The 22,421-nt window shown below is 63.2% G+C and carries 16 protein-coding genes; 10 read left to right on the plus strand and 6 right to left on the minus strand.

Going from position 1 to position 22,421, the window contains the following annotated elements; genetic code table 11:
- Positions 1-3 precede the first annotated feature (3 nt).
- Positions 4-300 (plus strand): DUF6388 family protein, encoded by a 297-nt coding sequence (locus tag PFZ56_RS10085; protein WP_047283892.1) that lies wholly within the window; start codon positions 4-6, stop codon positions 298-300.
- A 40-nt stretch (positions 301-340) separates the two neighbouring features.
- On the opposite strand, the gene nadC is transcribed toward PFZ56_RS10085, so the two are convergent.
- Positions 341-1,189 (minus strand): carboxylating nicotinate-nucleotide diphosphorylase, encoded by an 849-nt coding sequence (nadC, locus tag PFZ56_RS10090; RefSeq protein WP_102861091.1) that lies wholly within the window; start codon positions 1,187-1,189, stop codon positions 341-343.
- Between the two features lie 363 nt (positions 1,190-1,552).
- Here nadC and PFZ56_RS10095 point away from each other — a divergent pair, with 363 nt between their 5' ends.
- The 4 genes from PFZ56_RS10095 (at position 1,553) to PFZ56_RS10110 (ending at position 7,470) form a co-directional block, all read left to right on the plus strand.
- A complete protein-coding gene (locus PFZ56_RS10095; RefSeq protein WP_110595990.1) occupies positions 1,553-3,781 on the plus strand; it encodes a DUF1631 domain-containing protein in 2,229 nt (742 codons plus the stop codon).
- 63 nt (positions 3,782-3,844) lie between these two features.
- Positions 3,845-4,405, plus strand: coding sequence for a 1,6-anhydro-N-acetylmuramyl-L-alanine amidase AmpD (gene ampD / locus PFZ56_RS10100; RefSeq protein ID WP_102861093.1), 561 nt, complete (start codon positions 3,845-3,847; stop codon positions 4,403-4,405).
- Entirely contained in the window at positions 4,402-5,238 is an 837-nt protein-coding gene (ampE, locus tag PFZ56_RS10105) for a regulatory signaling modulator protein AmpE (protein ID WP_170001167.1), read from the plus strand. The genes ampD and ampE overlap by 4 nt, the downstream gene beginning before the upstream one ends.
- 1,527 nt (positions 5,239-6,765) lie before the next feature.
- Positions 6,766-7,470 (plus strand): methyl-accepting chemotaxis protein, encoded by a 705-nt coding sequence (locus PFZ56_RS10110; RefSeq protein ID WP_372342434.1) that lies wholly within the window; start codon positions 6,766-6,768, stop codon positions 7,468-7,470.
- Between the two features lie 18 nt (positions 7,471-7,488).
- Here PFZ56_RS10110 and PFZ56_RS10115 read toward each other — a convergent pair whose 3' ends face one another.
- A complete protein-coding gene (locus PFZ56_RS10115; RefSeq protein WP_170001166.1) occupies positions 7,489-8,280 on the minus strand; it encodes a TatD family hydrolase in 792 nt (263 codons plus the stop codon).
- Positions 8,281-8,283: 3 nt separating this feature from the next.
- On the minus strand, positions 8,284-9,279 hold the full coding sequence (gene cra, locus PFZ56_RS10120; RefSeq protein WP_102861097.1) for a catabolite repressor/activator: 996 nt from the start codon (positions 9,277-9,279) through the stop codon (positions 8,284-8,286).
- Between the two features lie 302 nt (positions 9,280-9,581).
- Here cra and ptsP point away from each other — a divergent pair, with 302 nt between their 5' ends.
- From ptsP to PFZ56_RS10140, 4 genes are all read left to right on the plus strand, one after another.
- The gene (gene ptsP / locus PFZ56_RS10125) at positions 9,582-12,443 is read left to right on the plus strand and encodes a phosphoenolpyruvate--protein phosphotransferase (RefSeq protein WP_170001165.1); all 2,862 of its coding nucleotides are present in this window, start codon (positions 9,582-9,584) and stop codon (positions 12,441-12,443) included.
- A complete protein-coding gene (gene pfkB / locus PFZ56_RS10130; protein ID WP_170001164.1) occupies positions 12,443-13,384 on the plus strand; it encodes a 1-phosphofructokinase in 942 nt (313 codons plus the stop codon). The genes ptsP and pfkB overlap by 1 nt, the downstream gene beginning before the upstream one ends.
- 11 nt (positions 13,385-13,395) lie before the next feature.
- Complete coding sequence (locus PFZ56_RS10135) at positions 13,396-15,141, plus strand: PTS fructose-like transporter subunit IIB (protein WP_394304633.1); 1,746 nt, start codon at positions 13,396-13,398, stop codon at positions 15,139-15,141.
- Between the two features lie 809 nt (positions 15,142-15,950).
- On the plus strand, positions 15,951-16,328 hold the full coding sequence (locus PFZ56_RS10140; protein ID WP_170001162.1) for a DUF6124 family protein: 378 nt from the start codon (positions 15,951-15,953) through the stop codon (positions 16,326-16,328).
- A 67-nt stretch (positions 16,329-16,395) separates the two neighbouring features.
- Here the strand turns inward: PFZ56_RS10140 and PFZ56_RS10145 are convergent, their stop codons facing one another.
- Together PFZ56_RS10145 and PFZ56_RS10150 are read right to left on the minus strand one after the other, a co-directional pair.
- A complete protein-coding gene (locus PFZ56_RS10145; protein WP_110595997.1) occupies positions 16,396-17,028 on the minus strand; it encodes a LysE family transporter in 633 nt (210 codons plus the stop codon).
- A 55-nt stretch (positions 17,029-17,083) separates the two neighbouring features.
- On the minus strand, positions 17,084-17,863 hold the full coding sequence (locus PFZ56_RS10150; RefSeq protein WP_110595998.1) for an SDR family NAD(P)-dependent oxidoreductase: 780 nt from the start codon (positions 17,861-17,863) through the stop codon (positions 17,084-17,086).
- Between the two features lie 230 nt (positions 17,864-18,093).
- On the opposite strand from PFZ56_RS10150, the gene PFZ56_RS10155 reads away from it, so the two are divergent.
- Positions 18,094-19,635 (plus strand): alkaline phosphatase, encoded by a 1,542-nt coding sequence (locus PFZ56_RS10155; protein WP_170001161.1) that lies wholly within the window; start codon positions 18,094-18,096, stop codon positions 19,633-19,635.
- 191 nt (positions 19,636-19,826) lie between these two features.
- Here the strand turns inward: PFZ56_RS10155 and PFZ56_RS10160 are convergent, their stop codons facing one another.
- The gene (locus PFZ56_RS10160; protein WP_170001160.1) at positions 19,827-22,358 is read right to left on the minus strand and encodes a sulfite reductase flavoprotein subunit alpha; all 2,532 of its coding nucleotides are present in this window, start codon (positions 22,356-22,358) and stop codon (positions 19,827-19,829) included.
- Positions 22,359-22,421: the final 63 nt, after the last annotated feature.

A 22,421-nucleotide genomic window follows, 5' to 3' on the forward strand; every position in this document is an offset into this window, starting at 1 on the left:
GAGATGATTCCTAAAGAGGCAAGAATCGACGTAGCGCTTGAACGGTACCTGGCTGCCACGCCTTCCTTGCAAGAGGAAATCAGCGCCCTGAGCCCCGAAGAACAGAAGCAGCAAGCGCAATGGGCGTTTGAGGACGAGGCAGAGTCTCGCGGCATCGAGCCGTGGGAACTGGTGCTCGATCTGGTGGCCGAGACACCGGAGGAACTGAAGGCTATGCGCCTGGAGGTGCATCAGGAGGTTGCTGAAGCGCTGGGCATGGACCTTGAGGATTATCTGCAGCTCAACGAGATCGACAGTTGAGCCCGACGCCAGCCTTAATCAGGCTGGCGTTTTTCATGGATCAGATGCTCAGCCGCATGGACAGGTCCAGGGCTTTCACATCCTTGGTCATGGCACCGATGGAAATGTAGTCCACCCCGGTTTCGGCAATCGGGCGCAAGGTGCTTTCGTTGATTCCCCCGCTGGCTTCCAGCTTGGCCTTGCCGGCATTCAGACGCACAGCTTCGCGCATATCGTCCAGGCTCAGTTCATCGAGCATGATGATGTCGGCACCGGCTGCCAGGGCTTCCTTCAACTCCCCAAGACTTTCCACTTCCACTTCCACCGGCTTGCCCGGGGCGATCTTGTGGGCGGCGCTGATGGCCTGGGCGATGCCGCCACAGGCGGCGATGTGGTTCTCCTTGATCAGGAAGGCGTCATACAGACCGATACGGTGGTTGTGGCAGCCGCCGCAGGTAACCGCGTACTTCTGTGCCAGGCGCAGGCCGGGAAGGGTCTTGCGGGTATCCAGCAGCTTGACCTGGGTATCGGTGACAAAGTCGGCCAGATAACGGGCGCGGGTAGCCACGCCGGACAGCAGTTGCAGGAAGTTCAGAGCGCTGCGTTCGCCGGTGAGCAGTGAGCGGGCCGGGCCTTCCAGGTGGAACAGCGCCTGGTTGGGTACCACCCGCTCGCCGTCAGCCACTTGCCAGTGCACGGCAACCCGCGGGTCCAGTTGGCGGAACACTGCATCCACCCAGGCTGTACCAGCGACGACCGCCGCTTCACGAGTGATGATGGTGGCTTTGGCCAGACGTTCGGCCGGGATCAGTTGCGCGGTGATGTCGCCGCTGCCGATGTCCTCCAGCAACGCGCGGCGCACGTTGGCTTCGATTTCGGCGGTCAGGTCGGCGAGGCGTAGATTCGGCATAACGGGCTCCACAAACTAAGTGCGCCGATTATAGGGGCATGGGATCGGCGAACCCAAGGTGGCAAATCTCGGCGAGTCTTTGACGAACCTGTCTTTCGTCGATTTGTCTGATGAGCAAGAGTGATTTTTCTAGTTTGCATGAGGGTTATTTCCGGATAGGTGGCAGAGTCTGCTGGCGCAAGAGGGGACTTTTACAAGATAATATGACTTGTAATTGACGTCATAGCTTTGACGTGTCTTTGGCTCCCCCTTAAATAAAGTGCAGCGGAATGCATTTGCCTCCGCTGAGAGCCGACTGTGAGCGCCGTCGGCTTGACTGAACCTTGATTTCGAACCGAAGAAACACCTTTCCAGGAGGCTTGGATGCACAACGACGGGAATGTAGTGCCTTTGCACAAGGCGGCTACAGATCAGGCGACCGCTTCGCCGCTTGCCCGCCTGCCGGTGATTCTGCTTCAGGTTCGAGACAAGGCCGCCCAGCAGCTGCGTCACGGTTTACAGGAACTGTTCGATAACGCCGACGACACGCTGTTCGAAATGGCCGATCGGGCGCAGAACAATGTCGAGCAGAACACCCTGTTTGAGGCCATGCGCGATCTGCGCTTGAAGCGTAAAAGCATCGAACGCGGTTTTCTGGAAAAGTTTTTCGAAGCCTTCGCTGGCCTGGTGCAGTACGACCCGGCCCTGGTCATTCCCCATTCGGTGGCTTACGACCCTTCTCTTGACCCCTCCCGGGATGATCTGGAAAAGACCGTGGCCGTGGATGCCATGGTGGCCAAGGTTCTCAACCGGGACGGCTTCGCCCTCGGGCAACTGACGGCGCGCCTGGGCGTGCTGCTGGGCCGGCGCTTGGCGGATGCGGAAAACCCTCTGGCTCCGGCGCTGCTCTGTGAGTACTTCCTTCAGGCCGGACGCAGCCTGGGGGTGGAGATCAAGGTCAAGTTGATCATCCTCAAGCTGTTCGAGCGGTACGTGCTCAGTGATGCCGAACTGCTCTATGGCGAAGCCAACCAACTGTTGATCGCCACTGGAATCCTGCCGGAGCTGATGCCGGCCCCGGCGCGCCGGGCCTCGGATCGAGCCCAGGCTGAAGCCCAGACCGCCACTGCCGATGGCGGTGCGCACAAACCGGGTCAGAGCCCGCTCGACGAGAGCGTGCAGGAAGTCTTCGCGGCCTTGCAGACACTGCTTTTGCATGTGCGCGGCAGCGTTGCCCCGACCCTTGAGGCCAGCGCCGAAACCCAACCGATTTCGACCCGTGACCTTATGCGCCTGCTGTCCCATCTGCAGCAATACGTGCCGGCCCCCAGTGCCCAGGAAGATTTCGACCTGCGCAATCAGCTGGAACAACTGCTCACCCGGGTCAGCGTCAAGAGCGGCAAGTCCCGGGTCGTGGATGTTGCCGACGAGGATGTGATCAACCTGATTGCCATGCTCTTCGAGTGCATCCTTGACGACCGTAACCTGCCGGAGTCCCTCAAGGCGCTGATCGGCCGCCTGCAGATTCCCATGCTCAAGGTGGCGGTGCTGGACAAGAGTTTCTTCAGTCGCGGCAACCACCCGGCACGGCGCCTGCTCAATGAAATTGCTGCCGCAGCGATGGGCTGGGGCGGCTGCGATGACCATCAGCGCGACAGCCTGTATCTGCGAATCGAACAAGTGGTGCAACGCCTGCTGAGCGAATTCACCGACGACCCGGCGATCTTTTCCGAGCTGCTGGCCGATTTTCTCGCCTTTACCGCCGACGAACGACGTCGTGCCGAGTTGCTGGAGCAGCGCACCCGAGACGCCGAGGAGGGGCGGGCCAAGGCGGAGCTGGCGAGACGGCGGGTGGAACAGGCACTCAATGAAGCGCTGCTGGGCAAGGTGCTGCCGCACACAGTGGTGGATTTTGTTCGCGATGCCTGGAGCCAGGTGCTGTTGCTCAGTTGCCTGAAGCACGGTGATGACTCTGCCGAATGGCGCACTGCTGAGGGCGTCATGCGCGAGCTGATCTGGAGTGTGCAACGCCACGAGCAGCCGGACACCGCAATGCGCCTGCTGGCCCTGGTGCCGGGACTGCTCAAGGGCCTGCGAGACGGTTTGAGCAGCGCAGCTTTCGATCCTTTTGCCACTAGCGAATTCTTCAGTCAGCTGGAGCTTCTGCACCTGCAGGCATTCGAGCGTGAAGCCCAGGCACCGCAACAGCGAGTGGTGCCCCTGGGGGCCGAGCCTAGCGATCTGATCGTGGTGGCCCAGGAGATCGTCCTGCCCAGCGCCGAAGAAGGCCCCCTGGAGGCCGCTCCGCTGGCTCTGCCGGCCAATGACCCCGGTGTGTTGCAAGTGGAGCAACTGCGCTTGGGGGCCTGGGTCGAGTTTCAGGAGGACGAGGACAATACCTTGCGTTGCAAACTGGCGGCGATTGTTCCCCATCCCGTGGCCAAGTACGTATTCGTCAACCGCACCGGAATGAAAGTCCTGGAGCGCACGCGCATGGGCCTGGCCCTGGAGTTTCATCGCGGCGCGGTGCGGGCGCTGGACGATACCTTGCTGTTCGATCGGGCCCTGGAATCGGTGATCGGCAATCTGCAGCGACTCAATCACGGCAAGTGATCGCAACCCGAGGGGGTAACGCGGCATACTGGGCCACTCAAGGCTTTAGTTGAAGGAATCGGTATGCGGCTGGACCCTGCCACGGGTTGGTGTCACGGCGTACGGCACTGCCCGTCAGTCAATTTCAATGAACGCCCGGCAGGCGAGATCTCCCTGTTGGTGATTCATAACATCAGTCTGCCGCCGGGGCAGTTCGGCACCGGCAAGGTGCAGGAATTCTTCCAGAATCGCCTTGATGTCACAGAGCATCCCTATTTTGCCGGGATCGCCGACTTGCGCGTGTCTGCGCATTTTCTGATCGAACGTGACGGCGCGGTCACTCAGTTTGTCTCTTGTCTGGATCGGGCCTGGCATGCCGGAGTGTCGAGCTTCGAGGGGCGGGACACCTGCAACGATTTTTCCCTGGGCATCGAACTGGAGGGCACTGACGAATTGCCCTTCACCGACGCCCAGTACCGTTCCCTGAGTGCCCTGACCAAACAATTACAGGCGGCTTTCTGCGCCATCACGCCACAACGGATTTGTGGTCATAGCGACATCGCTCCCGGGCGCAAGACCGACCCGGGCCAGGCTTTTGACTGGGCACGTTATCGTGCCGCCTTGGAGAAGGGAGAAGGACAATGAGTTTTCTGGTGTTGCTGCTGGCGGTGTGGATCGAGAAATTCTCGGCCTTGCGCCAGCGGGTGCAGCGCGACGGTTGGTGGCTGAAGGAGTTGGCGCGGTTGGAGGCCAGCCCGCGTCTGGCGGGGCATCCATGGTGCCTGTTGCTGGTGCTGGTGTTGCTGCCGGTGGCCTTGCTCGGTCTCTTGCTGCTGGTGCTGGAGCCGGTCACCTATGGACTGTTGGCCCTGCCGGTGCATCTGCTGGTGGTGATCTACGCTCTGGGTCGGGGCGATCTGCTCGGTGGCCTCGGGCCGTTTCGCGATGCCTGGCGCCGTGAAGACCTGCAAGCAGCGGTGCATGTGGCCAAGCGTGACCTGAACATTGACGCCGAGAATGGCGAGCAACTGCTGGAACGGGTCCAGGGCTATCTGCTGTGGCAGGCCTTCCAGAGCTTCTTCGTGGTGATCTTCTGGTACTTCCTGCTGGGCCCGGTGGCGGCCTTGAGCTATCGCCTGCTGGCGCTGGCTGCCGAGCACGGCAAGAATCCCGCTCTGGTGGAGCGTGCGGCGCAGTTGCGCCATGCCTTCGACTGGTTGCCGGTGCGCCTGCTGGCGGCGAGCTTCGCCCTGGTGGGCAACTTCGTGGCCGTGAGCCGGGTGATGCTCCACGAGTTGCTCAACTGGCATATCAGCGCCGCGCAACTGGTAGAGAAGGTCGGCCTGGTGGCCGCCGAGATTCCTCCCCCTTTGGCCGGGCCCGAAGGCATCAATAGCCTGGACCGCATCTGGGAGCTGCAGCTGCGGGCGGCCGTGCTCTGGTACGCCGGTTTTGCCCTGTGGACCGTTCTCGCCTGAATCTGTGCCCCTGGCGCAGCGAGCCAGTCTGGCTCGCTGCGCCAGCCCGGGCCACGGGCTCGATCCACCGCCCATGCGCGGTTAACTTTAAGTTACAAAACCTCCCCCGAAATTGAGCTATACAGACGGAGCGCCGAATAGTGGCTTTCTGCTGCCTTCGCCTGCCGGCCCATAACAATAAAAGAAAAGGGAGACTTCCTTGTGAAGAGCTTGCTCTATCCCGCTGTCGCGCTGATGAACCGCCTGAGCTTCGGCATGAAGTTCAGCCTGATCAGCGTGCTGTTCTTTGTGCCCATGCTGGTGACCAACTTCTATCTGGTACGCGACTCCTACCGGGAGTTCCAGGGCACCCGGGTCGAACTGCAAAGTCTCGACCTGTTGGGCAGCAGCCTGGCCCTGCGCCGGGACCTGGAGACCCTCAACAACCTGGTGCAGATCAACGCCAGCCTTGGTCAGTCCGGCAAGGCAGGGGATCTGGAGGGCAAGATAGTCGCCCTGGAAAAGTCCGTGCTCGAGCGCATGCAGGCTCTTGAGGCCGTCACTGTCGATCCCCAGCAGGTCGAGGTGTTCAACGCCAAGCGCGACGAGCTGGTGGCGGCCTTCAAGGCCCAGCAGGTGGAAAGCTCGCTGCTGAACAAGAGCGGGCTGATCGGCAAGCTGCTGGGCAGCGCGCAACTGTTCAGCCAGATCATCGCCAGCCAGTCGGGCCTGAGCCGCGATGCTCAGGGCGATATCCGCCAGCTCAGCGAGCTGATCACCAGCGTCACCCCGCAAGTCACCCAGACCCTGGGAGAAGGTCGGGCCATGGGCGCCTATTCCCTGGGCCAGGGTTTTCTCAACTCTTCATCCAGCACCCGCTTCGACGAGCTGCTGGTGCAGATCGAAAAGCTTCAGGCCGAGTACGGACTCAAGCTGCAGGATGCCCTGGGCTCCAGCCGCGCCGCCCACGACGCTTTGGACAGCCTGGCCAGTGCCAGCAAAGGCAGCCTCAAGCAGGCCAGCGAACTGTTCGAAGAACAGGTGGTGATGGCCGATACCCTGGACGCGCCCTGGCAGGGGTTCTACGACCAGGTCAGCAGCCTGATGGCGCAGACCTATCAACTCAACGAAGGCACCTTGAAGTTCCTTGATGTCGAGCTGCAAAAACGCCTGGAGCAGAACCGCAGCCACATGGTGCTGCTGGTAGCGGCCCTGGCCCTGGTGTTTCTCTCCATCGTTTATCTGTACGGCGGCTTCTATGCCTCCACCCGCACCACCCTGCGCCAACTGGGGGCGATGATGGACAAGGTGGCGGCGGGGGACATGACCGTCACCTTCACCGCCCACAGCCGTGATGAGCTGGGCGAACTGGGCAGTGTGTTCAACGGCACGGTGCGCAAGATCCACGACCTGATCGAACGGGTCGGCCATACCGTCAGCGAAGTGGAGCGCCAGGCCGGACAGGTGGAAAGCGTCTCGGCCCAGAGCAACCAGGCCGTGGCCGGCCAGCGCAGCCAGATCGAACAAGTGGCCACGGCCATGAACCAGATGTCCGCCACCTCCCAGGAAGTGGCCCGCAGCGCGGCGGCGGCAGTCAGCAGTGCCCACAGCGTCAACGACGAAACCATCAGCGGCCGTGGGCTGGTGGAGTCCCAGCAGGACAGCATTGCTCGCCTGGCCAGCGAGATCGATCAGTCGGTGCGGGTGATCAACCAGTTGGCCAGCGACAGCCAGTCCATCAGTCGGGTGCTGGAAGTGATCAAGAGCATTGCCGAACAGACCAACCTGCTGGCCCTGAATGCCGCCATCGAGGCCGCCCGCGCCGGCGAGCAAGGCAGGGGCTTTGCCGTGGTGGCCGATGAAGTACGGACCCTGGCCAAACGCACTCAGCAATCCACCGAAGAAATCGAGGAAATGATCGGCAAGCTCCACGGCGGCGTCGGCGCGGCGGTCAAGGCCATGGGCAGCAGTCACGCCATGGCCAATGGCACGGTCGACCAGTCGGAAAAGGTTCAGCAGGCCCTGGAAAACATCCTGGGTGCTGTAGGCATGATCGTCGACCAGAACCAGCAAATCGCCGCTGCCGTAGAGCAGCAGACGGCAGTGGCCCACGACATTGACCAGAACATTGTCGAGATCAATCGCGCCGGTGAACGCACTGCCGAAGGCGCGCACCAGACCGAGGATGCCAGCCGCCAGCTGTCGGCCCAGGTGGTGCAGTTGAAACAGCTGATTGGGGCTTTCCGCGTCTGACCTGGGAGGAGGCGATCGTTACGGCGTGCCTGAGGGCCAGCCGAACAGCTCGCAGGCATTACCGGTGCTGGCCCTGGCCAGTTGCTCGGGAGCGATGCCGATGATGTCTGCCAGGGCGCTGCAGATCGCCGGTAGATGCTGCGGGCTGTTGCGCTGGCCGGGAAACATGGCGGGCGCCATGTCCGGCGAGTCGGTCTCCAGCACCACAGAGTCCAGGGGCAGGTCGGCCAGGACCTTGCGCAGGCGCAATGCCTGAGGCCAGGTAGCGGCGCCGCCCAGGCCCAGCTTGAACCCCAGCTTGATGTATTCCCGGGCTTCCTCGCGGCTGCCGGCAAAGGCGTGGATGATGCCGCCGCGCTTGAGCTTGAAACGCTTCAAGGTGGCGATCACCGCCGCGTGACTGCGCCGCACGTGCAGCAGGGCGGGCAAATGAAAGTCCACCGCCAGCTGCAACTGGGCCTCGAACAGCGATTGCTGGCGCTCGCGGTCCAATTGCGCAAGAAAGTAATCCAGGCCGATCTCGCCCACCGCGCACAGCTGGGGATGCCCTGCCAATCGCGTCAGCCAGTCCCCCAGTTGCTGGAGGTCGGCGGGTTGATGAGCGTCCAGATAGACCGGGTGCAGGCCAAAGGCGGCGTGCAACTGTGGGTCGCGTTGCACCAGATCCCAGACGCGCTGCCAATTGGCCTGATAGACCCCCAGCACCACCATTCGCGAGACGCCCCGGGCGCGGCTGTCGGCCAGCAGCGCCTCACGGTCGTCGTCGAAATCCGGAAAATCCAGATGGGTGTGGGTGTCGATCAGTTCCACGGTTCAAGCCTGCCGGATGCGCTGTTTGAAGGTCCGGGCGATGGCCTGGACGCCGGGCTGGTACTGCCCTTCTTCGATGGCGGCCAGGGCCAGTTGCAGGGCTTTTTCGGCGATCAGTTGATGCTGCTGGGCCATGGCATTGACCGGCAACGGCAAGAAGTCCAGTAACTGGGTATCACCGAAGGTGCCCAGGCGCAGTGGCCGGGATTTGAGCGGGAAGTCGTGCAAAGCGTCGAACACCCCCTGCAGCAGCACATAGGAGGTGGTCACCAGGGCATCCGGCAGGTGCCCCAGGCGCTGTAGCAACTCTTCCATCAACTGCCGGCCGCAATCACGACTGAAGGCTTCGCCGTGCTCGATCAGCACCTCACCGCCGAAGCCTTGCAGGGCCTGGCGGAACCCGGCGGCGCGCTCCTGGCTGATGCTCAGTTCCGGGCGCGCGCCGATCAGCACGATCTGCTTGGGCTCGGGCTCAAGCAGGCTCTGGGTCAGCTGCAGGCTGGCGTGCAGGTCGTCGCTGATCACCGAGCAGAACAGCTCGGACGGCATCACCCGGTCGATGGCGATGATCGGCAAGCCCTGGGCCTGCAATTGCTCATAGCTGTCGTCTTCCGGCGGCAGGCAGCTGGCGACGAATAGCGCATCGCAACGCCGCGCGCGAAACAGTTGGAGCAATTGCCGCTCGCTGTCCGGCGCATCGTCGGAGCTGGCGATCAGCAACTGATAACCCCGGGCCCGAGCACCTTGCTCCAGCAGCTTGGCGATGCGTGCGTAGCTGGGGTTTTCCAGGTCCGGAAGAATGAACCCCAAGGTCCGGGTGTGGCGGCTGCGCAAGCCGGCGGCCTGGGGGTTGGGGGTGAAGCCGTGTTCCTCCACCACCGCGCGCACCCGTTCCACGGTGGCGTTGCTGATGCGTTGTTGTTCGGCCTTGCCGTTGATGACGTAACTGGCGGTGGTGACGGACACACCGGCCAGGCGAGCGATATCACTGAGTTTCAACCCGGGATTTCCTTGTTTTTGGTGCTTGCCCCGACATTTTCGCCAATCCTACCTGATCTGGGCAGGCGACCAACGTCGGAACCGGCCATCGAGCAGAAGGACTTCAAGGCGCCGAGATTATCGAGTAACTTAGCAAACTTGCTAGATTAAACGTTTCAGCAGGCGTATTTTCTAGGCTAGACCATAAACGGAAAACTGCCCCTGCCCGGTAACAAGTCCCGTTTGTGGCCCTAAACACGCCTACGCTGCTTACTTAAAACAATACCTAGCGCCGCCCCCTGCCGCGCTAAATAGGAGAAGCCATGCTCGAGCTCACTGTAGAGCAGATATCCATGGGCCAAACGGCTGTGGATAAGTCCGCAGCGCTGCATTTGCTGGCCGACAAACTGGTGGCTGACGGCCTGGTGGCCGAAGGTTATCTGGCCGGCCTCAAGGCCCGCGAAGCCCAGGGCTCGACCTTTCTCGGTCAAGGCATCGCCATTCCCCACGGCACCCCGGAAACCCGCGATCAGGTGTTTGCCACCGGCGTGCGCCTGCTGCAGTTTCCCGACGGCGTGGACTGGGGCGACGGGCAGATCGTCTACCTGGCCATCGGCATCGCGGCCAAATCCGACGAGCATTTGCGCCTGCTGCAACTGCTGACCCGGGCCCTGGGGGAAACCGACCTGGGCCAGGCCCTGCGTCGTGCCAGTTCCCCGGAGGCCCTGCTCAAGCTGTTGCAGGGCGCGCCCCAGGAACTGGCGCTGGACGCGCAGATGATCGGCCTCGGGGTTGCGGCGGAAGACTTCGAAGAGCTGGTCTGGCGCGGCGCCCGCCTGCTGCGCCAGGCCGAGTGCGTGAGCAACGGCTTTGCCGCGGTGCTGCAACAGGTGGATGCACTGCCCCTGGGCGACGGCCTGTGGTGGTTGCACAGCGAGCAGACCGTGCTGCGCCCGGGGCTGGCGTTTGTCACCCCGGACAAACCCATTCGTTACCTGGGCCAGCCCCTGAGCGGCCTGTTCTGCCTGGCCAGCCTGGGAGAAGCTCATCAAGCCTTGCTGGAGCGTTTGTGCGCGCTGTTGATCGAAGGCCGGGGCCAGGAACTGGGCCGCGCCACCAGCCGTCGCGCGGTGCTGGAAGTGCTCGGCGGTGAGTTGCCGGCAGACTGGCCCAGCGCCCGCATCGCCCTGGCCAATGCCCACGGCCTGCATGCGCGCCCGGCCAAGGAATTGGCGCAGTTGGCGAAGAATTTCGAGGGCGAGATCCGCATCCGTATCGCCGATGGCGCAGCTTCGGCGGTCTCGGTGAAAAGCCTGAGCAAGCTGCTGAGCCTCGGTGCTCGACGCGGCCAGGTGCTGGAGCTGATCGCTGAACCGAGCATTGCCGCTGATGCCTTGCCGGCCCTGCTGGCGGCCATCGAAGCCGGCCTCGGGGAAACCGTTGAGCCCCTGCCGGCGGCCAGCGCCCTCCGGGAAGAACCGCAGGAAGTCGTGGTGCCGCTCAGCGCTCCGGCCTCCGGCAGCCTGATCCAGGCCATCGCCGCCGCTCCCGGCATCGCCATCGGCCCGGCCCACATCCAGGTTCAGCAAGCCATCGACTACCCGCTGCGGGGCGAGTCCACCGCCATCGAGCGCCAGCGCCTGCAGCAAGCCCTGGCCGACGTGCGCCAGGACATCGATGGGCTGGTCCAGCGCAGCAAGTCCAAGGCCATTCGCGAGATCTTCATCACCCACCAGGAAATGCTCGACGACCCCGAGCTGACCGACGAGGTGGACACACGCCTCAAGCAGGGCGAAAGCGCGGAAGCGGCTTGGATGACCGTGATCGAAACCGCCGCCAAACAGCAGGAAGCCCTGCAGGACGCCTTGCTCGCCGAGCGTGCCGCCGACTTGCGGGACATTGGCCGTCGGGTGCTGGCGCAACTGTGCGGCATCGAAACCCCGGCCGAGCCGGACCAGCCCTACATCCTAGTGATGGACGAAGTCGGACCCTCGGACGTCGCGCGCCTCGATCCGGCCCGGGTCGCCGGCATTCTCACCGCCCGCGGCGGCGCCACCGCCCACAGCGCCATCGTCGCCCGGGCCCTGGGCATTCCGGCCCTGGTGGGCGCGGGCGCCAGCGTGCTGCTGATCAAGTCCGGCACGCCCTTGCTGCTGGACGGCCAGCGCGGTCGCCTGCATGTCGACGCTGATAGCCACACCCTGCAGCGGGCCGCCGAGGAGCGTGACACTCGCGAGCAACGCCTCAAGGCCGCCGCCGAGCAACGCCATCAACAGGCCCATACCACGGACGGTCACGCCGTCGAGGTGTTCGCCAATATCGGTGAAAGCGCCGGTGTCGCCGCCGCTGTGGAAAACGGCGCCGAAGGCATCGGCCTGCTGCGCACCGAACTGATCTTCATGGCCCATCCCCAGGCCCCGGACGAAGCCACCCAGGAAGCCGAATACCGCCGCGTACTCGACGGCCTTGCCGGGCGTCCGCTGGTGGTGCGCACCCTGGATGTGGGCGGTGACAAACCGCTGCCTTACTGGCCGATCGCCAAGGAAGAAAACCCCTTCCTCGGCGTGCGCGGCATCCGCCTGACTCTGCAGCGGCCGCTCATCATGGAAGCGCAATTGCGCGCCCTGCTGCGCTCGGCGGACAACCGCCCGCTGCGGATCATGTTCCCCATGGTCGGCAGCGTCGAAGAATGGCGCCAGGCCCGGGACATGACCGAGCGCCTGCGCCAGGAAATTCCCGTGGCCGACCTGCAACTGGGGATCATGATCGAAGTGCCGTCCGCCGCCCTGCTGGCGCCGGTGCTGGCCAAGGAAGTGGACTTCTTCAGCGTCGGCACCAACGACCTGACCCAATACACCCTGGCCATCGACCGTGGCCACCCGACGCTCTCTGCCCAGGCCGACGGCCTGCACCCGGCGGTGCTGCAACTGATCGACATCACCGTGCGTGCTGCCCATGCCCACGGCAAATGGGTCGGGGTCTGCGGCGAACTGGCGGCCGACCCGCTGGCGGTGCCGGTGCTGGTGGGTCTGGGGGTGGATGAACTGAGCGTCTCCGGGCGCAGCATCGCCGAGGTCAAGGCGCGGATTCGCGAACTCAGCCTGACCCAGGCGCAAACCCTTGCTCAACAGGCTTTGGCCGTCGGCAGCGCCCACGAAGTGCGTGCCCTAGTGGAGGCCATGTAATGGCGAAGATTCTCACCCTGACCCTCAATCCGGCGCTGGACCTCACCGTCCAGATGGCGCACCTGGAGGCGGGGCAGGTCAACCGCAGCGAGGCCATGCACACCCATGCCGCAGGCAAGGGCCTGAACGTGGCCCAGGTGCTGGCCGACCTCGGGCATCAGCTGACCGTCAGCGGCTTTCTCGGGGAAAACAATCCACAGGCGTTTGACGCGTTGTTCGCCCAGCGCGGGTTTGTCGATGCCTTTATCCGCGTGCCCGGCGACACCCGCAGCAACATCAAGCTGGCCGAAAGCGACGGGCGCATTACCGATATCAACGGCCTTGGGCCCGAGGTCAGCGAGGCGGCGCAACAGGCCTTGCTTGAGCGTCTGGAGCAGATCGCCCCCGGGCATGACGCGGTGGTGGTCGCCGGCAGCTTGCCGCGAGGCGTCAGCCCCGAATGGTTCCAGGCGCTGTTGCTGCGCCTGAAAAGCCTGGGCCTGAAGGTCGCCCTCGACACCAGCGGCGCCGCCTTGCGCGCCGGCCTGACGACGGGCCCCTGGTTGATCAAGCCCAACACTGAAGAACTGGCAGATGCCCTGGGCAGCCCGGTGCTTGGCGTGGCGGTGCAGGCCGAGGCGGCGCGTCTTCTGCAGGCCCAGGGCGTCGAGCACGTGGTGATTTCTCACGGCGCCGAAGGGGTGAACTGGTTTAGCGCCGGACTGTCCTTGCAGGCCCAGCCGCCCAAGGTCAGCGTGGTCAGCACCGTGGGCGCTGGCGACTCGCTGCTGGCGGGCATGCTCCACGGCCTGCTCAGCGCCCAGCCGTTCGAACAGACCCTGCGCACCGCCACGGCGATTGCCGCCATGGCCGTGACCCAGATCGGTTTCGGCATCAGCGACAGGGCCCAACTGGCCCGGCTGGAGCAGGGGGTGCGCGTGCATCCCCTCCTAGAACAATAAGAGGGTTGCGTATGAAGTTAGCCATTATTACCGCCTGCCCCAACGGCATGGTCACCAGCGTGCTCTGTGCCCGCCTGCTGGACGCTGCGGCCCAGCGCCAGGGCTGGAGTACCAGCGTTGAAGTGCACGATGACGCACACCCCGAGCGCCAACTGTCAGCGGCCACCATTGAGGCCGCCGAGTGGGTGCTGGTCGTCAGCACCGGGCCTGTGGATATGTCGCGCTTTGTCGGCAAGCGGGTGTTTCGCAGCAGCCCGTCCCAGGCCTTGCAGGATGTCGATGCAGTGCTGCGTCGCGGCGCCGAAGAGGCCCAGGTCCATGTCGCCACCGAGGCCAGTGCCGAGCCGGTGATCGAGGCGGGCAAACGCGCGCCGCGATTGGTGGCGATCACCGCCTGCCCGACCGGCGTGGCCCACACCTTCATGGCCGCCGAGGCCTTGCAGCAGACCGCCAAGCGCCTGGGCTACGACCTGCAAGTGGAAACCCAGGGCTCGGTGGGCGCCCGTAACCCGCTGAGCGCCGAAGCCATCGCCGCCGCCGACGTGGTGCTGCTGGCGGCGGACATCGAAGTGGCCACCGAGCGTTTTGCCGGCAAGCGCATCTACCGCTGCGGCACCGGCGTGGCTTTGAAACAGTCCGAGGCGACCCTGAACAAGGCCTTGGCCGAGGGCCAGTTGGAGTCCACGGCTGCCGGCGCCCAGGCACCGGCCAAGCAGGAAAAGACCGGGGTCTACAAACACCTGCTGACTGGCGTGTCGTTCATGCTGCCGATGGTGGTAGCGGGCGGCTTGATGATTGCCCTGTCCTTCGTCTTCGGCATTACCGCCTTCAAAGAAGAGGGCACCCTGGCCGCGGCCTTGATGCAGATCGGCGGCGAGACCGCCTTCAAGTTGATGGTGCCGCTGCTGGCCGGTTACATCGCCTACTCCATCGCCGACCGGCCGGGTCTGGCGCCGGGGATGATCGGCGGCCTGCTCGCCAGCACCCTGGGCGCGGGTTTTATCGGCGGCATCGTCGCCGGGTTTCTGGCCGGTTATGCGGCCAAGGCGATCAGCCAATATGTGCGACTGCCGCAAAGCCTGGAGGCGTTGAAACCGATCCTGATCATCCCGCTGCTGGCCAGTCTGTTTACCGGGCTGGTGATGATCTACGTGGTGGGCAAACCGGTGGCGGGCATGCTCGCGGCGCTGACCCACTTCCTCGACAGCATGGGCACCACCAACGCCATTCTGCTGGGGGTACTGCTGGGCGCGATGATGTGCGTCGACCTGGGCGGGCCGATCAACAAGGCGGCCTATGCGTTTTCGGTGGGGCTGCTGGCCTCCCAGAGTTATGCACCGATGGCCGCGACCATGGCTGCGGGCATGGTGCCGCCGATTGGCTTAGGGATTGCCACCTTCATTGCCCGGCGCAAATTTGCCCAGACCGAACGTGAAGCCGGCAAGGCGGCGCTGGTGTTGGGGTTGTGCTTTATCTCCGAAGGGGCGATTCCGTTTGCCGCCAAAGATCCACTGCGGGTGATTCCGGCGAGCATTGCCGGTGGTGCTCTGACTGGGGCCTTGTCGATGTATTTCGGCTGCAAGCTGATGGCGCCCCACGGCGGCCTGTTTGTCATGCTGATCCCGAACGCCATCAACCATGCGCTGCTGTACCTGCTGGCGATTGTCGCGGGCAGCCTGCTGACAGCGGTTGTCTATGCGCTAGTGAAACGACCAGAGACCGTCGAACTGGCCCTGGAACCGGCCAAGGCGGCCTGACCTCCACGGCACATCCGTTGCGGCGCAATCCCGCAACGGCACCCGCTGTAGCCGCTGCCGCAGGCTGCGAACGCTCTGGGCGGCACTCCGTCGTAGGAGACGCGGTGATCTTGAAGACGCCAGAGGTTCATCGGTAAATCGCCAAGCAAGGCCCTGCGGTCCTTTTCGCAGCTTCGCAGGCTCAGCAGCGGCTACAGGGCACGGTTTCGTGTGGCCGTTGCCGCAGGCTGCGAACGCTCTGGGCGGCACTCCGTCGCAGGAGACGCGGCGATCTTGAAGACGCCCGAGGTTCGTCGGTAAATCGCCAAGCAAGGCCCTGCGGTCCTTTTCGCAGCTTCGCAGGCTCAGCAGCGGCTACAGGGCACGGCTTGGTGTAGCCGCTGCCGCAGGCTGCGAACGCTCTGGGCGGCACTCCGTCGCAGGAGACGCGGCGATTTCAAGGGCGCTGGAAATCCTGCGTCCGAATCTTGGTCGATCTCAGCCTTTGGTGGTGGTAACGGTCGGCCAAGTCTCTTTCTTTTGTAAGGCGTTTCCGAGACACTCCTTGGCGCTTGCGGCTGGGTACTCGGCTCACTAGGCTCGGTTCGTCACTGAATGTTCAGTGATCGGGTTTAGCAGCCTGATTCCAAGACACGCAAGTATTGCCCCTGTCCCGGTTGGCTTTTGGCCTGCCGAGTTCTGTTATGGCGGCTGTGCGTGGGGCGCCCTTGGGTGCGCCGGATTCCTTGGACCGGTCTGCTAACCCGCGTACAGCTGCCACCTTACGTTTAGCAGCGTCAGGTGGTGGCTCCATCCCAAGGAGCTACACCATGAAAAAGATCGTCCCCGATCCGCCTGTTTTCCATCCTTCTTCCCGTCGTAATCCCGACCACGATCTGGCCAATGAAGTCATTCGCCATGCTCTGGCCAACACCCGCGTAAACGGCTCGTTGATTGCGGCTCTCCACCCCACCGCCGCGGGTCCTGCGGGCACCGACTCGCCTTTCACCGTCCGCCCCGGCATCAGCGCCGAGGAAGCTTTGCTCCACGTTTCCATGCTGCTCAAAGCCGCCGAAGAGGTGTCCGACGAGATCACCGAGCAGGCCAGCGGCGTCGAGCGTGGCCTGATCTGGTCCCTGGTGCATTCGGTGGAAATGGCCCGCGGCGTGGTGGATGCCTTGCTTGATGGCAATCGCTCGGTTCCGTAGTCGAGGTTTCCGCTCTTTTGGCAAGGGGCTTCGGCGCCCTTGCCATTACGTCCAGACGGGTTGTCGTTCAATCGGCGGTCTGGTTCTTCACCATGAGCAAGGCTGCACCCATGGCCATCAGTACCCCGCCAAAGAATCGGCTCTGAACGCTCAGGGCCGATGGGCTGCGCAGATACTGTTGCAGTCGGTTGGCGCTGTAGGCGTAGGTTGTCATCACCAGCGTATCCACCAGGGTCATGGTCATGGTCATGAGTGCAAGTTGAGGGACTAATGGAAGTGCCTGGTTTATGAACTGGGGCAGGATGGCCACCATGAAAATAATGCCCTTTGGATTGGAGACGTTAGTTGCAAATCCGGTGAGGAAGAGTCGAGTGGTCGGGACGCTGGAGTGTCCAGCTTGAGCCTGGCTTTGAGTCCCGGCGCTGCGCCATTGAGCGAGTCCGAGCCAGATCAAGTAGAGGGCGCCAATGACTTTGATCACTCCGAACCAGAATCCGGAGGCCAGTAACACAGAGCCCACTCCCAATCCTGCCAACAAGAGTATGAGCGCGCCACCGGCTTCCAGGCCGGCAATGGTGAAGAGGGTCCGGCGCCAGCCAAGAAGAGTGCCATGACTCATCGCCAGAACAGCGCCGCTGCCTGGAGAGATACAGATGAAGATGCAGGCTATTAAGTAAGTGATCCATGTTTCAGCTTCCACGTTAATCTCCAGTCTTTGGCTGTTATTAAGTTGGCCGGTATTACGATTGCTGGGGTCAGTCCATGTGACTGGGGCGTATGCCCAGTCCGGCAGAGGCATCAATGATGCAACCATGTAATACAGTGGATTCAGGTTCTAATAGTTTGGCGATCCAGTGAGCTATTTCTTCAGGCTGGATAAGACGCCCTTTCGGGAGTTTTTGGACAAAGTGTGCACGCTCTGACGGGCTCAGTTTATTCAGGGTACTGGCCTCAAACATTGATGTTTCGGTCGCTCCAGGGCAGAGGGTGAACACATCGATGCCAGAGTCCGTGTTCTCTGTGGCTATCTGTCTGGCCAGGTAGCTCAGGGCCGCCTTGCTCATTCCGTCGCTGTAGCGAAAGCCGGGAAACGCGGCGATGCCTCCTCCCACCGATGAAATAAAGATTATCTTTGCGTGGTTGTTTTTGATCAGGTTCGGCTTGAGCCGCCGATACAGGGATAGCGGCCCCAAGGCATTGATTTTCAACATGGCCTCATCTAACTGATCTTCAGAAGTATCAGGGCTATTGGCATAGTTGTTTACGCTGGCGGAACCCACACCCGCATTGAAAATAATGCCGTACCAATCTGATATTTCACTAAAGCCGCCAGTGTTGATGGAGTCAGGGTCCGCCATATTCAAATAGTGGGCGAACACCTTGTTGGGAAACTCACTGCATAGTTTATCAGCGCTTTTTTTTGATCGGCAGTAGGTGAAGTGCATTTCGTAGCCCTTGCTTACCAACAGGCGAATGACTTTTTCGCCTATTCCTTTTCCGCCACCGGTTACCAAAATTCTTTTTTTATTATTCATGTTCGACTCGGTTGGTTGTATCGGAAAGGGCGAGCTTAGCGTGTCGGTTGTTTCGGGTAGGTGGGATCAAACTTGATGTAGAACTGATTTTTCAGATGCTGCTAATGATTGTTCTTGTTGTGGCGTAAGGCTTGGTTGCAGTTAAAAGGCGGCTCGTTCCAAGCCTCTTGTCACACCCCCTTCATCCCCGCTGACTAAGGTTGCCTTTTGACCATTGTCAGGGAGTCACCATGAGCGAGTTCAACCTCGGCCGTCGTCGGATCATGCAAATCGCCGGGGCGGGGCTGTTGCTGCCGAGCCTGGCGCCGGCGGTGATTGCTTCGGTCAAGGATCGGCCGCAGCTCACCGATGGAGTGCAGTCCGGGGATCTGCTGGGGGATAAGGCGATGATCTGGAGTCGCACGGATCGCCCGGCGCGGATGGTGGTTGAGTGGGATACGCGAAGCCTGTTCGGCAACCCTCGGCGGTTCATCTCGCCGCTGGCCGATGCGCGCACGGATTTTACCGCGCGGGTGGAGTTGACCGGGTTGCCGGCCGATCAGGCGATCTTTTATCGGGTGAGGTTCGAGGATGCCCAGAGCGGTGTGGCCAGTGAGCCCTGGTTCGGCCATTTGCGCAGTGCGCCGACGCAACGCCGGGATATCCGTTTCGTCTGGAGCGGCGACACGGTGGGCCAGGGCTTTGGCATCAACCCGGACATCGGTGGCATGCGCATTTATGAGGCCATGCGCCTGCGTTTGCCGGACTTCTTTATCCACAGCGGCGACACCATTTACGCCGACGGCCCGGTGCCGGCGCAGTTGACCGTGGAGGACGGGCGCGTCTGGCGCAATATCACCACCGAGGCCAAGAGCAAGGTGGCTGAAACCCTCGACGAGTACCGGGGCAATTACCGCTACAACCTGATGGACGAGAACCTGCGTCGCTTCAACGCCGAGGTGCCGCAGATCTGGCAGTGGGACGACCACGAGGTGGTCAACAACTGGTCGCCCGGCAAGCAGTTGGACGAGCGCTATGCGGTCAAGGACATCCAGACCCTGGTGGGCCGCGCGCGCCAGGCGTGGCTGGAGTATGCGCCGATGCGCCGGCAGAGCGCCGATGGCGGCGGGCGGATTTACCGCAAGCTCAGCTATGGGCCGCTGCTGGATGTGTTCGTGCTGGATATGCGCAGTTATCGCGGGGCCAACGATGACAACCTCGGTGGCGAGAAACCCTTCCTGGGGCGTGAGCAGCTGGATTGGCTCAAGCGTGAACTCAAGGATTCACAGGCCCAATGGAAAGTGGTGGCGGCGGACATGCCGATTGGCCTGGGTGTGCCGGATGGCGAGGTCAGCCCGGGAGTGGCGCGCTGGGAAGCGATTGCCAACGGCGACCCGGGACCGGCTCAGGGGCGTGAGCTGGAGATTGCCGAATTGCTGGCGCATCTACGCAAGCATCAGGTGCGCAACCATGTGTGGCTGACGGCGGACGTGCATTATTGCGCCGTTCACCATTACCACCCGGATCGCGCGGCGTTCCAGGATTTCGAGCCGTTCTGGGAGTTTGTTGCGGGCCCGCTGAATGCCGGGAGTTTCGGGCCCAATGTGCTGGATAAAACCTTCGGCCCGGAAGTGGTGTTCCAGAAGGCGCCGCCTGCGCAGAACACTTCGCCCTTTGCCGGTTTCCAGTTCTTTGGCGAAGTGCAGATCGATGGGCAGACGGCAGAGCTGAAGGTGATCCTGCGGGACCTGGATGGCGTGGCGGTGTACGAGCACAACCTGCAACCGGTGTAACCCTCCTCGCCAGCATCCCGTTCCGTAGGAGGAGTGGGCAGCAGGATCGATGTAGGAGCCGGCTTGCCGGCGAAGAGGGCCTTGAGCCTTGCGCTGATCTGACGGGCGCTTTCGCTGGCAAGCCAGCTCCTACGCAGGAGGGGGCCGTAGGAGTGGTGTAGAGCCGGGTTGCCGGCGAAGCGCCTGACGCCTCAGTAAACGTCGCGGCGGTAGCGCCCCTGTTCGATCAGGCGTTCGACCTGGTCTGCGCCCAGCACCTCGTTGAGCACCTGATCCACCCCTGAAGCCATGCCCTGCAAGCTGCCGCAGATGTAGATCGCGGCGCCGTCGGCCAGCCATTTTTTCAGCTCGTCGGCCGCTTGGCGCAGGCGGTCCTGGACGTAGATCTTCTCGGCCTGGTCCCGGGAGAACGCCAGGTCCAGGCGGCTCAGGTCGCCCCGGGTGCGCCATTCCTGCAGTTCATCCTTGCAGTAGAAATCATGCTCGGCGTTGCGCTCGCCAAAGATCAGCCAGTTGCGTGGCTGGCCCTCGGCGATCCGTGCCTTGAGCAAACTGCGCAGGCCCGCCAACCCGGTGCCGTTGCCCAGCAGAATCAGCGGGCAAGGTTCGGCCGGCAGGTGGAAGCCACTGTTGCGGCGCACCCGCAGGCTGATGCTGGAACCCACCGCGGCATGCTCGGTGAGCCAGCCGGAACCAATCCCCAGGCTGCCATCGGGGTGGCATTCCTGACGCACCAGAAGTTCCAGGCAGCCGTCGGCGGCAATCGAGGCGATGGAGTATTCGCGCATGCTCAGGGGCACCAGGGCGTCCACCAGGGCCTGGGCATGCAGCCCCACCAGATGGCTGCGGTTGTCTGGAAGCTGGCGGCTGCCCAGGGCCTGTTCCAGGCTTTCTTGCAGGCCATCCAGTTGCACCGGGGTGTTGCCGGAGAGGCCCAGGCCGGCGAGGAAATCCACCACCGCGCCGCGGCTGTTGCGCGGCATGACTTCCACCAGATCCCCGGCCAGCCAGCTACTGGTACTGGGGGCCAGCAACTGCAGCAGGTAGACCCCGGAACCGCTGCTTTCAGGGTTGAGCAGGGTACGGGTGTTCAAGGTCCAGTTGTCGAAGGCCGGGGGCTGCCACAGGTCCACGGGAGCCTGTCCGGTCAGTTGGCCCAGTTGCTGTTGCCAGTGGCGCAGGGCGTAGCTGTCGCCGCTGTCCACTTCGATGGGGGCGAACAGGGTGTTGCCGCCCTGGCTCGACAACCAGTCATGCAGGCGCCGGGCAAAGCCGCAGAAGTGCTGATACTGGCGGTCGCCGAGGCCGAGCACGGCGTATTGCAAGCCCGCAAGCGGCAGCTCGCGGCCCAGCAGTTTGCGTTCGAAGCCGCGGGCGCTGTCCGGGGCTTCACCGTCGCCGAAGGTGCTGACTATGAATAGCGCGCGTTGGGCGCTGCGCAGATCCTGTTCACTGAGGCTGGCCAGCGACTGGACCTTGGCGCTGACCCCGGCAGCTTGCAATTGCCCGGCAGTCTGCCAGGCCAATTGTTCGGCAAAGCCGCTCTGGCTGGCGAAGCCGATCAGCCACGCCGAGCCATCGTCGGCGCTGCTTTCCAGGCCTTGGCGTGCGTTCTTGATCTGGCGCTTTTTGCGCCGGCGATCCAGGTACAGCAGCCAGCCGGTGACGAAGAACAACGGCATGCTCAGTGAGGCCAGGGTCAGGACGATGCGTCCGATCAGGCCGAAGTAGCTGCCCACGTGCAGGGCGTAGACGCTGGTGAGCAACTGCGCCTTGAGGCTCTTGTCGGCGTAGCGCTCATGACGGCTGATGACCCCGGTGGCGGGGTCCAGGGTCAGTTGGTTCAGCGCTCGATCGTGGGGCGAATCCTTGAGCAGGTAGAACACCGTCGCCGGCTGGCCGGCCACGGCGGGCATGCGGATGTTGTAGCCGCTGAGGTCCTTGCCCGCGGCGCTGTAGATGCTGCTCCACAGGGCGTTGTAGTCCGCCACGGGAGCGGGGCCCTTGGGCGGTGGGCCGCCGCGACCACCGCGCTGGCGCTCACTGTGTGGCGAGTCGGAGAGCAGTTTGGTCAGGCCCTCCCGGTACCAGTCGTAGGACCAGTACAGGCCGGTGAGGGCGAACAGCAGGTAGAACAGCAGGCACCAGGTGCCGAACACCGCGTGCAGGTCCCAGTTGAAGCCGCGGCCTTTCTTGGCCCAGTCCAGGGTCAGCCATACGCGCCAGTTGCCGACCTGACGCGGCCAGCGCAGGTACAGCCCGGACAGGCAGAAGAAGATCAGGATCAGGGTGCAGGCGCCGGTGATCTGCCGGCCGGTGTCGCCGATGGCCAGGAAACGGTGCAGCTGCAGCATCAAGCCGAAGAAGTCCTGGCCGACCGCGTCGCCCAGGAACTCGCCGGTGTAGGGATCGAAGTAGCGCATCTGGCCACGGCGCTCCCCTGGCGGCGGGGTGAAGAACACCCGCGCGGCGTTGCCGCTGTCGGTTTCCACCCAGAGCATGGACACGGTCTTGCCTTCGGCGGCCTGGATTTTGTCCACCAGTTCGGCGGGGGGCAGCACCCCGGCGGGGAGCTTGTCGACTTGCAGCACCGATGGGTTGAGGGCGCGCAGGATCTCGTCCTGGAACGACACCGTCGCCCCGGTGATGCCCATCAGGGCCAGGATCAGCCCCGCGCTGATGCCGAAGAACCAGTGCAGCTGGAACAGGGTTTTCTTCAACACGTCACTCGCCTTGTTCGTCCAGAGAGAGAAAACACGGCGCGCAGTATGCCGTGGGTTGTCGAG

Origin of the sequence: Pseudomonas danubii (genome assembly GCF_042980055.1) — a bacterium.
In the GTDB taxonomy this organism is placed as follows: Bacteria; Pseudomonadota; Gammaproteobacteria; order Pseudomonadales; family Pseudomonadaceae; genus Aquipseudomonas; species Aquipseudomonas danubii.

Excerpts from the sequence above, each read along its gene's own strand:
- PFZ56_RS10085 (WP_047283892.1), top strand. The coding sequence starts at position 4 with ATGATTCCTAAAGAGGCAAGAATCGACGTAGCGCTTGAACGGTACCTG.
- nadC (WP_102861091.1), bottom strand. The coding sequence starts at position 1,189 with ATGCCGAATCTACGCCTCGCCGACCTGACCGCCGAAATCGAAGCCAAC.
- PFZ56_RS10095 (WP_110595990.1), top strand. The coding sequence starts at position 1,553 with ATGCACAACGACGGGAATGTAGTGCCTTTGCACAAGGCGGCTACAGAT.
- ampD (WP_102861093.1), top strand. The coding sequence starts at position 3,845 with ATGCGGCTGGACCCTGCCACGGGTTGGTGTCACGGCGTACGGCACTGC.
- ampE (WP_170001167.1), top strand. The coding sequence starts at position 4,402 with ATGAGTTTTCTGGTGTTGCTGCTGGCGGTGTGGATCGAGAAATTCTCG.
- PFZ56_RS10110 (WP_372342434.1), top strand. The coding sequence starts at position 6,766 with ATGTCCGCCACCTCCCAGGAAGTGGCCCGCAGCGCGGCGGCGGCAGTC.
- ptsP (WP_170001165.1), top strand. The coding sequence starts at position 9,582 with ATGCTCGAGCTCACTGTAGAGCAGATATCCATGGGCCAAACGGCTGTG.
- pfkB (WP_170001164.1), top strand. The coding sequence starts at position 12,443 with ATGGCGAAGATTCTCACCCTGACCCTCAATCCGGCGCTGGACCTCACC.
- PFZ56_RS10135 (WP_394304633.1), top strand. The coding sequence starts at position 13,396 with ATGAAGTTAGCCATTATTACCGCCTGCCCCAACGGCATGGTCACCAGC.
- PFZ56_RS10140 (WP_170001162.1), top strand. The coding sequence starts at position 15,951 with ATGAAAAAGATCGTCCCCGATCCGCCTGTTTTCCATCCTTCTTCCCGT.
- PFZ56_RS10150 (WP_110595998.1), bottom strand. The coding sequence starts at position 17,863 with ATGAATAATAAAAAAAGAATTTTGGTAACCGGTGGCGGAAAAGGAATA.
- PFZ56_RS10155 (WP_170001161.1), top strand. The coding sequence starts at position 18,094 with ATGAGCGAGTTCAACCTCGGCCGTCGTCGGATCATGCAAATCGCCGGG.